Source organism: Gilliamella sp. Fer4-1, assembly GCF_001690515.1.
Lineage (GTDB): Bacteria > Pseudomonadota > Gammaproteobacteria > Enterobacterales > Orbaceae > Gilliamella > Gilliamella apicola_C.
Genome location: NZ_LZGZ01000045.1, coordinates 1 through 10,481, shown reverse-complemented (window position 1 = coordinate 10,481; position 10,481 = coordinate 1). Strand labels below are relative to the sequence as shown.

The 10,481-nt window shown below is 36.4% G+C and carries 10 protein-coding genes and 1 tRNA gene; 4 read left to right on the top strand and 7 right to left on the bottom strand.

Annotated features, from left to right (window positions below):
• The 5 genes from A9G30_RS01540 to A9G30_RS01520 all read right to left on the bottom strand — a co-directional run.
• The coding region (locus tag A9G30_RS01540) for a PTS galactitol transporter subunit IIC (RefSeq protein WP_065587824.1) at positions 1-1,185 on the bottom strand (1,185 nt) is incomplete at its 3' end.
• Between the two features lie 10 nt (positions 1,186-1,195).
• Complete coding sequence (locus tag A9G30_RS01535) at positions 1,196-1,474, bottom strand: PTS sugar transporter subunit IIB (RefSeq protein WP_065566501.1); 279 nt, start codon at positions 1,472-1,474, stop codon at positions 1,196-1,198.
• A gap of 9 nt (positions 1,475-1,483) precedes the next feature.
• A complete protein-coding gene (locus tag A9G30_RS01530) occupies positions 1,484-1,960 on the bottom strand; it encodes a PTS sugar transporter subunit IIA (RefSeq protein ID WP_065587823.1) in 477 nt (158 codons plus the stop codon).
• Between the two features lie 564 nt (positions 1,961-2,524).
• On the bottom strand, positions 2,525-3,880 hold the full coding sequence (locus A9G30_RS01525; RefSeq protein WP_065582058.1) for a PFL family protein: 1,356 nt from the start codon (positions 3,878-3,880) through the stop codon (positions 2,525-2,527).
• A 37-nt stretch (positions 3,881-3,917) separates the two neighbouring features.
• Complete coding sequence (locus tag A9G30_RS01520; RefSeq protein WP_065587822.1) at positions 3,918-4,187, bottom strand: ACT domain-containing protein; 270 nt, start codon at positions 4,185-4,187, stop codon at positions 3,918-3,920.
• A 145-nt stretch (positions 4,188-4,332) separates the two neighbouring features.
• Between A9G30_RS01520 and A9G30_RS01515 the strand changes: the two genes are divergently transcribed.
• The gene (locus tag A9G30_RS01515; RefSeq protein WP_065566505.1) at positions 4,333-5,547 is read left to right on the top strand and encodes a pyridoxal phosphate-dependent aminotransferase; all 1,215 of its coding nucleotides are present in this window, start codon (positions 4,333-4,335) and stop codon (positions 5,545-5,547) included.
• Between the two features lie 180 nt (positions 5,548-5,727).
• Here the strand turns inward: A9G30_RS01515 and A9G30_RS01510 are convergent, their stop codons facing one another.
• Entirely contained in the window at positions 5,728-6,486 is a 759-nt protein-coding gene (locus tag A9G30_RS01510; protein WP_065587821.1) for a M48 family metallopeptidase, read from the bottom strand.
• A gap of 154 nt (positions 6,487-6,640) precedes the next feature.
• Between A9G30_RS01510 and queA the strand changes: the two genes are divergently transcribed.
• The gene (queA, locus tag A9G30_RS01505) at positions 6,641-7,669 is read left to right on the top strand and encodes a tRNA preQ1(34) S-adenosylmethionine ribosyltransferase-isomerase QueA (protein WP_065587820.1); all 1,029 of its coding nucleotides are present in this window, start codon (positions 6,641-6,643) and stop codon (positions 7,667-7,669) included.
• Between the two features lie 108 nt (positions 7,670-7,777).
• Here queA and A9G30_RS01500 read toward each other — a convergent pair whose 3' ends face one another.
• Positions 7,778-8,455: a M48 family metalloprotease gene (locus A9G30_RS01500; RefSeq protein WP_141671942.1), complete on the bottom strand. Its 678-nt coding sequence runs from the start codon at positions 8,453-8,455 to the stop codon at positions 7,778-7,780.
• Between the two features lie 138 nt (positions 8,456-8,593).
• On the opposite strand from A9G30_RS01500, the gene tgt reads away from it, so the two are divergent.
• Positions 8,594-9,730 (top strand): tRNA guanosine(34) transglycosylase Tgt, encoded by a 1,137-nt coding sequence (gene tgt, locus A9G30_RS01495; protein WP_065587818.1) that lies wholly within the window; start codon positions 8,594-8,596, stop codon positions 9,728-9,730.
• Positions 9,731-9,814: 84 nt separating this feature from the next.
• Positions 9,815-9,891: transfer RNA gene (locus A9G30_RS01490), tRNA-Pro, on the top strand.
• The last annotated feature ends 590 nt before the right edge of the window (positions 9,892-10,481 follow it).

The following is a 10,481-nucleotide window of genomic DNA, read 5'->3' as shown; positions in this document are numbered from 1 at the left end:
ATCAATAGCTTTAGTGGCTAATCCCAAATCGGTAATAATCGGAGCAAATTGAGTTCCAGCAAATAAAAAGAATGGCACTCCAATAATGGCTAAAATTACCATCCTTAATGTGTTTCCTTTAGTTAGAATATAAGCTGGAACAATAAGGGCAACATTAATAATACCAGCAAAAGGCAGAATTTTGTTACCTGGTAAAATAACAGCCCAAATTAAGGTAAAAGGAATAGCAACTATTACTGTAAACCAAATCTCGCTCGAACCACCCATAAATGGCCAATCTAAACCAACAAATAATTTACGACCAGCAAAACGTTTATTCATATAATCACTAATCGCCTCAGAAATCGGCGATAGTGCTTGCATAAATAATTTAGAGATCATTGGAAATAACATAAGAGCAGTAGCAGCTTGTACCCCAAGCATTAAAATAGCTGCAACATCATAGCCAGCAATAATCCCAAAAGTCACACCTAATAAAAATCCAATAACATGATTTTCAGCAAATACGCCAATCTTTGATCGTAACGTTGCTGCATCCATCGGTTTATTTAAAGTAGGTATTTTGCGTAGTAATAGATCAAAAGGATAATAAATTGCACTGAAAAACAGCATTCTATGAGTACAAGTTACACCAGGAATACCTGTTAGTTTTTCGATTCGATGTTGATTAATATCACCAGAATTAAGTTCTAGTATGATCTGCAAAGTAGCAATAATAAAGGCAAGAACCAAAGCCACAACAGAACCTAAAATTGGGGTAGCGACGGCAACCACAATAAATGCGGTAAAAATTTTCCCCCACACATTCCATAAGTCAGCATTAAAGGTATCGGTTTTTTTTAATACTAACATTAAAATATTAATACCCACTTGTAAAGGGAACATAAGAAAAGCGTACGGCCAAGCCCAAGATACGTTTGCCATGGTAGTCCAGCCACCATCAATAATGCTCAGTTCAATTCCTGTTCGCTCCATCATAGTTTGCGCAGCTGAACCAATAGCACCAACCATAAAACCAATCAACATACTCATTCCAACAAATGCCACACCTAGCGTAATAGCGGCCGAAGCGCCATCTCTAAATTTCATGCGTACAATTAAGCCGGCAATGAGCATAATAAATGGTACAAAAACTGGCGCACCTAAATTCAAAATATAATTTATAATTGTTCCAAGAAATTCCATATTTGTACTCCTATTTACAGGCATCAATAATTTTTTGTAGCTCCGCTTCCATATTTATTCCTGTTAGAAACGCAATACCATTGATGACAGGAATAGGGTACTGTTTTTCAATTTTAGTTATCGCTATATAAGCAGCACTATTTTTAATGTGAGTATCGACAGATTTCAGATCCACAACTTCTACTTTTATCTCATCAAGATTCCGTTCTTTTAATAAACGAGTAACCTTGCTGGCAACGGTTTGTGATGTAGCCACTCCACTGCCACATGCAACAATAACTTTTTTCATAAAGCCTCCTTATAAATTGATATTGGATGTCAATAGTGTAAAAATTTCATGTTCAGTTTTTGCGTGATAAAGTTCTTCTAAAAAACGCAAATTCACAAAGCAGGACATCAATTTTTGCAATAAATCAATATGCCCATCCTTTTGATTAAACCCTAGCAAAAACACAAAGTTAGCCTTTAACACATGGTCATTATTTGCCATTTCACGCCATGGTATGGTTCCTTTGCATCGAGTAAAAAAGATAAACGGTCTAATAACATGTTCGACATCAGTATGCGGCATCGCAACCACATAAGGTTCAGTTGGTAATGCGGTAGGAAATGAAGACTCTCTTTGTTTAATTGCATCTAAAAAGGAATGATTTACATAACCACCACTTTTTAAAATAGGAAAAGTAAAATCGAAAAATTGATTTGTATCTTGAAAGTCTTTATCTAAAAGAATCAAATCTTCAAAAAACATTTGGTCGTTAGATTCATTTCCCATTTCATCCTCCATCATGATGTGATCAGCAAACTTTTATAAATATTGTTAATTTGCTATTGCTAGAGTTAAATCAACACTAATTTGATAGCATCAATTGTAGGAAATTAAGATAAAAGAAACGAATGGAATTGGTACCAAATAATATCCATGACATTGCGCATCATTGGGAGAGTTAGGTATCCACGATTTGTTAAAAAATAGCCCGCCACAAACGGTAAAAAATTTTTTAGATAATGGATTTATTGCCAGGCTAATTAAAGCCTTTGGGTATTAATAATAATCGCTATATCTTAACTGTTAATAGGCATGGATCGTCAGGTGGCGAATAAAAGCTTAACCTTAGGGTAAAGCGTAAAGAGCGTATAGCTAAGCAAACCGCAGAAATGCGCTACCATACATTCAAATTGATAGGTTGAAGGAGAAAGGAATGAATCTGGAAATAATGAAGATGTTATTGAAGAAACGTATTTTGCTATTGCTAAGTAAGTTTTGCATTAAAAGTTTAATACTCTGCCAGCTTTAGTGCAGGCAGAGTAGGAGTATCAATTATTTAAAATTAATCTATTAGTTTTTAAATGAATGAATTGGAGCAGGTATTCGCCCTCCACGGCGAATAAAATCACATGAGCTAAAGTTATTTACTGGCATGATGGGCGCATGACCTAGTAAGCCACCAAATTCAATGTTATCGCCTACTTTTAAACCCACAGCAGGAATAATTCGAACTGCTGTCGTTTTATGATTAATCACCCCTATTGCTGCCTCATCAGCAAGGATTGCCGAAATAGTTTCAGCTGGCGTATCGCCTGGAATAGCAATCATATCTAGTCCAACTGAACAAACACAAGTCATTGCTTCTAGTTTTTCAAGATTCAGCGCGCCGTTATTTACCGCATCAATCATACCCGCATCTTCTGAAACAGGAATAAAGGCTCCGCTTAAACCGCCCACATGACCACATGCCATGACGCCACCTTTTTTTACTGCATCATTGAGCATAGCTAATGCTGCGGTTGTACCATGAGTGCCAACTGCTTCTAGCCCCATTTCTTCTAAAATATGTGCAACTGAATCACCAATTGCAGGGGTTGGAGCTAACGATAAATCGACGATGCCAAATTTAACGCCTAAGCGCTCAGAAGCCTCTTTACCAACTAGTTGCCCCATACGAGTAATTTTAAATGCTGTCTTTTTTATGGTTTCAGCAACAACGTCAAAAGGTTGCCCTTTGACTTTCTCAAGCGCACGCTTAACGACACCTGGGCCACTCACACCGACATTGATGACGCAATCAGCTTCACCTACGCCATGAAAAGCGCCAGCCATAAATGGGTTATCTTCAACGGCATTGGCAAATACAACTAACTTCGCACATGCCATACTGCTGTTATCGGCAGTTAATTGTGCTGCTTGTTTAATAATATGCCCCATTTGCTTGACTGCATCCATATTGATTCCCGTTTGTGTAGAACCAACATTTACTGATGCGCAAACGCGTTCTGTTTGTGCAAGCGCTTGTGGAATTGAATTAATTAAAATTTCATCACCTTTGTGATAACCTTTTTGTACCAGTGCCGAAAATCCGCCAATAAAGTTAACACCAACAGCTTTAGCGGCTTCATCAAGTGTTTTGGCAAATGCAACATAATCTTTATCTTCGCTTGCACCAGCAATTAACGATATTGGTGTGACAGAAATACGCTTATTGATAATTGGAATGCCAAATTCTGAGGTAATCTCCTCACCGACTTTTACCAAATTTTTAGCTAACAAATTAATTTTGTTATAAATTTTTTGACGTGCTTTCTCGCCATCGCTATCAATACAATCAAGGAGAGAAATACCCATGGTTATTGTGCGAATATCAAGCTTTTCTTCCTCAATCATTTTAATGGTTTCGAGGATCTGTTTTGTTTCCATTAGTACTATCCTTTTATACAAAAATAGAGAATTGATATTACAAACGATGCATAGCATCAAAAATTTCTTCTCGTTGAATGTTGACTTTAACTTTTAGTTTTTCACCGGTTTGCGTCAATGTCGTTTTTACCTCATCAAAGGCCACATTGATTTTAGATAAGTCAAGCAACATAATCATCGTAAAATACTCATCCATAATTGTTTGGCTGACAACTAAAATATTAATATCTAATTCATATAATTTCTGACTAATACCGGCAATAATGCCGGTTTGATCTTTACCAATGACGGTTAAAATGGTTTTCATAACTCTCTCCGCACAAAATTTAGATAGTTAAATAATATTTATTGAGCTAGTTATAATAGCATCTTCAAAAATTATCTAAATAGGAGTAGATTGTTTTTTTCATTACATTAAAAAACGATCACAATAAAAAAGAAAGGGCGATATTATGGTAAATTTCCAAAAATCAAACAAATTGGATCACGTTTGTTACGATATTCGTGGACCAATTCTTGAGCATGCTAAAAGGCTAGAAGAAGAAGGTCAAACAATCCTTAAACTTAATATTGGAAATCCCGCCCCTTTTGGCTTTGCAGCTCCTGATGAATTGTTAGTTGATGTCATTAGAAATTTACCTTCTTCACAAGGATATTGTGACTCAAAAGGTCTTTACTCTGCTCGCAAAGCAATTATGCAACATTATCAAGCCAGAGGTATTAACAGTTTAGATGTTGAAGATATTTACATTGGCAACGGCGTATCGGAATTAATCGTCCAGTCTATGCAAGCATTGCTTAATAGTGGCGATGAAATTCTGGTACCTATGCCTGACTATCCACTATGGACTGCGGCAGTAAGTTTATCGGGCGGAAATGCGGTTCATTACTTGTGCGATGAAGAAGCAAATTGGTCACCAGATTTAGATGATATCAAACAAAAAATTACACCTAGAACAAAAGGCATTGTAATTATCAATCCCAATAACCCAACTGGTGCTGTTTATAGTAAAGAAATATTGCTTGAGGTTGCTGAAATCGCCCGTCAAAATAATCTGATTATTTTCGCTGATGAAATTTACGACAAAATTTTATATGATGATGCCGTACATCATTCAATTGCTGCATTGGCGCCTGATTTATTTGTTATTACGATGAGCGGTTTATCAAAAACATATCGAGTTGCGGGATTTAGACAAGGATGGATGGCACTTTGTGGTCCTAAGCATCACGTAAAAGGCTATATTGAAGGTCTAAATATGCTTGCTTCCATGCGCTTATGCGCCAATGTACCATTACAACATGCGATTCAAGGGGCTCTTGGTGGGTATCAAAGTATCAATGAATTTATTGTGCCAGGTGGTCGCTTATATGAGCAATGTATGTTGGCGTGGCGCCTACTGAACGATATTCCGGGTGTTTCATGTACTAAGCCACAAGGTGCTTTGTATTTATTTCCCAAATTAGATCAGAAAAAATTTAACATCCATAATGATCAAAAATTGGTATTAGACTTTTTGTTACAGGAAAAAGTGTTACTTGTACAAGGAACCGGTTTTAATTGGCATAAGCCAGATCACGTTAGAATTGTTGCTTTACCGTATTTAGGCGACCTTGAAGATGCAATTGGACGATTTGCTAAATTCTTATCTTCTTATAAACAATAAAAAAGTCATTGTTAAACGATTATTGTTAAAAGGCTATTGTTAAAAGGCTATTGTTAAATCTTTGCTTGTTGGTTGATGGATTTTACAATAAATTCATCACCAAATCATTGCTATCAAAAACAATCAATTAGATATAAAAAAAGCGCCATGGATGACGCTTTCATAATGCAATCACAGAACTTATTTTTTTAACTCTGCAAGTTTTTTACGAATATTATCTGCACGCGCTGTTGAAGACGGATGGCTACTTAAAATTGAAGCATCACCACCACCTAACTTATCAAATGCAGTTGCAAGACCAGCTGGATTGATTTTCTTCTTAACTAAATAATCGAAAGAATAGTTATCCGCATCTTGTTCTTGTTTTTGTGAGAACTGAGCATTAATCACTGCTGATGCTAAAGCACCTAAGCTAGAATTAGATAATGAAGCTAATTTTGCATTACCTGATGCAGCTGCTGCATCACGAGCGATTTCTGTTGCATAAGCCACTTGCATAGCTTTTTTGCTATGACCTAAAGCAACGTGACCTAATTCGTGACCTAAAACACCTTGAATTTCATTGTCAGTCATCATGTCCATTAAACCACTATATACACGAACACAGCCATTAGCCATTGCCCAAGCATTAACATCTTTTGTGATGTATACTTTATAGTTGATTGGAGTGCCATCTAAGTTATTACCTAGCGCTTTAGCGATTTTATTTAATCGTTTAGTATAAACACTATTTTTAGGAGCAATTCTTGATTGTGCATCCATTTGAGCACATGATTGTTGACTTAATGCTTTCACATCATTATCGCTTAAGGTTGCAGCTTTTAAACTTTTCATGCCAAGACTAGTTAAGTCATCTGCGCTCATATTTTTACAACCAACTAGTGACATTGCAGCAACTAAAGGAAGTGCAACTAGCAATGTTTTTTGATGTTTTTTCATGTTATTTTCCTTATATTAATATAACTTTTAATCGGCTAACTTCTGTTAGGCGCCTAAAATTTTAACGCAACTATTATAATAATCAACAAATAATTACTTGATTAGACATAATCAGGGCTTTAGACTAATGCCTCATTTTTTGAGGAATACAATTATGCAACTATCAGATTTTGACTTCTCGCTTCCAAAAGAGCTCATTGCGAAACACCCTTCAGCAACCAGAAGTGCATGTCGACTGCTATCTCTTGATAGTCGTACAGGTAAAATTGAAGATCAGGTATTTACTGATATTATCGATAAAATTAATCCAGGTGATTTATTGATTTTTAATAACACTAAAGTGATTCCTGCTCGTTTGTATGGGAAAAAAACATCTGGAGGTAAAATAGAAATAGTAATCGAAAGATTACTAGATGGTAATCGTGCTCTTGCGCATATTAAAGCCTCAAAATCACCAAAAGAAGGAACTGAGTTAATATTAGGTGAAAATGAACACATTAATGTGACCATGTTAGCCCGCCACGATGCTTTATTTGAATTACAATTCCCTGATGATGTGCTCAGTATTTTGAATAAAATTGGTCATATTCCTTTACCACCTTACATCGATCGTCCTGACAACGAACAGGATCGTGAAGTTTATCAAACAGTCTATAGTAAAGTACCTGGTGCTGTTGCCGCACCTACAGCAGGTCTTCATTTCGATAAACCTTTATTAGAAAAATTAAAACAAAAAGGCGTTGAAATGGCTTTTGTTACTTTACATGTTGGAGCGGGAACATTTCAGCCTGTTAGAGTTGAAAATATTGAGGCACATATTATGCATTCAGAATATGCTCAAGTCCCCGATTCGGTTGTCGATGCCGTATTAGCATGCAAAGCCAGAAACAATAAAGTGATCGCAGTAGGGACTACATCGGTTCGTGCTTTAGAAAGTGCCGCACAAAAGACAGGAAAAATCGCTCCTTTTTTTGACGATACCCAAATTTTTATTTATCCAGGCTATCAGTTTAAGGTTATTGATTCACTTATCACAAATTTTCACCTACCGGAATCAACTTTGATTATGCTTGTTTCTGCTTTTGCTGGTTACGAAAATACCATGAATGCTTATCAGCATGCAGTTAAAGAAAGCTATCGTTTTTTTAGCTACGGCGATGCTATGTTTATTTCGGCTTCGTGATAATAAATCTTAAAAAGCGGTTAAATAAATAGCCAAATAAAATTGAGCTAAGTGCAAACCTAGTTGGCTATTATTTAACTGATCGCACAAATAGTTATTTACCGCTTTTTACCGCTTTAGTCTAGCAATAATATTCTTTATTCGTTTTATTCTTGAAGGATGTGATGTTGGTTTATTGGTTGAGTGAATAGGCAATTTGGCTAACATGTCAACTAAACTCATCGGATCTATGTTTTTACTTATTAATAAATCAAAAGCATAGTTATCAGCTTCAATTTCATATTGTTGAGCCACGTCTTCTTTAGCAATAACAACAAGTTCGCCAATTTTATCAGTAAATTCGATATAAGGCGCTTGCTTAAACAAGCTAATAGCATGTTTAAGTGCGATATGAGCCTGCTCATGGGCAAGTACTGCCTGTAACTCATTATCATTCAATAATTTCATCAAACCACTATTTACACGTATACAACCATTAGCGGTAGACCATGCATTAGGTTCAGTATTAATATAAACTTGATAATTTATCTCAATATTATTAGCCATGCTGGGCAGGGTTTTAGCAATTTTATTGAGTCTTTGGCTTAAAGTATGGTAATCAGGAGGAATGACTGCCCGCTTATCTATTTCAAGGCAAGCCATCTGACTAATTGAAAAAATATCATTTTCAGATAACAATTGAATCCGATCGGAAGTAATCACTTTGGGGTAAGCTTTACTTTGAATTTGACACCCAGTGAGAAAAAACATCGACCAACCTGACAATAGTAGAATAATACGTTTCAAACGATTCAAAGCCCCTTCAAATATTGTTTATTTTAGTCAAGCAAGATAAACTAGGTCCCGCAAATTAATGATGCGATTACGCATTATAACAATAATTCGCGCCAAACTGTTTATTTGGTCGCAAGAGGTTAACAAAAAATGAAATTTGAACTAGATAATACTGACGGGTTAGCTCGTCGTGGGCGAATGAAATTCGATCGCCGTGGAGTTGAATACACTGTTGAAACCCCAGCGTTTATGCCTGTAGGCACTTATGGCACGGTAAAAGGTATGACACCAGAAGAAGTTGCTGCAACAGGTGCGCAAATATTACTCGGCAATACGTTTCACTTATGGCTAAGGCCAGGGCAAGAAATCATGCGTAAACATGGTGATTTGCACGACTTTATGCAATGGAAAGGACCTATTTTAACCGATTCAGGTGGGTTTCAAGTTTTTAGTTTAGGCGATATTCGAAAAATCAAAGAAGAAGGTGTTCATTTTCGTAATCCAATTAATGGCGATTCGATTTTCTTATCGCCTGAAATTTCAATGGAAATTCAATACGACCTGGGTTCTGATATTGTAATGATTTTTGATGAATGTGCCCCCTTTCCTGCTGATTGGGATTATGTCAAAAAATCAATGGAAATGTCTTTACGTTGGGCTAAACGCAGCCGACAACGCTTTGATGAATTAGGCAACAAAAATGCACTATTTGGTATTGTGCAAGGTGGTATTCATCAAGAATTACGGGATATTTCAATTAAAAGATTAACTGAAATAGGCTTTGACGGTTACGCGGTTGGCGGGTTAGCGGTTGGTGAACCCAAGGCTGATATGCACCGTATATTAGAAGGCACTTGTCCACAATTACCCGCTGATAAACCCCGTTATTTAATGGGGGTGGGGAAACCTGAAGATTTAGTCGAAGGCGTACGTCGTGGTATTGACATGTTCGACTGTGTGATGCCAACCCGCAATGCCCGCAATGGTCACTTATTTGTTACCAATGGTGTGATTAAAATTCGTAATGCTAAATATAAAGATGACATAACACCACTTGATCCTCATTGTGATTGCTATACGTGTAAAAATTACACTAAATCATATCTTCATCACTTAGATAAATGTGGTGAGATTTTAGGTGCACGTTTAAATACCATTCATAATTTACGTTATTATCAACGCTTAATGGCTGAAATTCGTGAGGCGGTTGCTAACAAACGTTACGAGGATTTTGTTGTTGAATTTTATCAACGTATTGGTAAAACACCAGCACCGTTAGCAAAATAAAAATCTCAAGCCTATTTTTTGCTATATATTTTTTACTATAAGTATTGACACTTTTCAGGAAGCGCAGTATTATGCGCTTCCTAACGGCGAGTAGCGCAGCTTGGTAGCGCAACTGGTTTGGGACCAGTGGGTCGGAGGTTCGAATCCTCTCTCGCCGACCATCTCCTTTCTGACATATTAAAAAATCTACTTTCCCTTTTATCGCTATAGTTTTATAAAAAGCTAGCCCTTTGGATTCTGCATTTTTATTTTTACAACAAAAAATTAAATAAAATCAATGGCTTTTCTGACTGATTTTTCAGTGCAAAATGGCTTATTTTGAGGGCTGTGTGATTTTGGGCGTTTTGCTTTTTGTGGATAAAATAGGCTACTGTTATCACATTCGATTTGGGTAGGCTTTGTGCTAAATCTCTGACTTCATGCATGGCTGTCGTGGTATATTCTGGCGCTAAATCATAACCATCAGTAACCGATTAGTGATTTAGCAATTGAGGATTTTATAGTTTAAAAACAAGTCAGAAAAGCCATTGATTTTATTGAATTTTTTCTGGCTATTTTCTGGATTGAAACATGAGGTGTAATTTTAAACTCGGTGAAGTGAAGAAAATAGAAAGGTGATTTATACTCGCTACTTCACACCACCACAGTTTGGGGATTGCTATGCATGCTTCATTATTTTAAGCCTTGCTAACTAGTCGATTGGATGTATATGCAAAATATCATGACAGCTAAGTATTTAATATAACCTAGG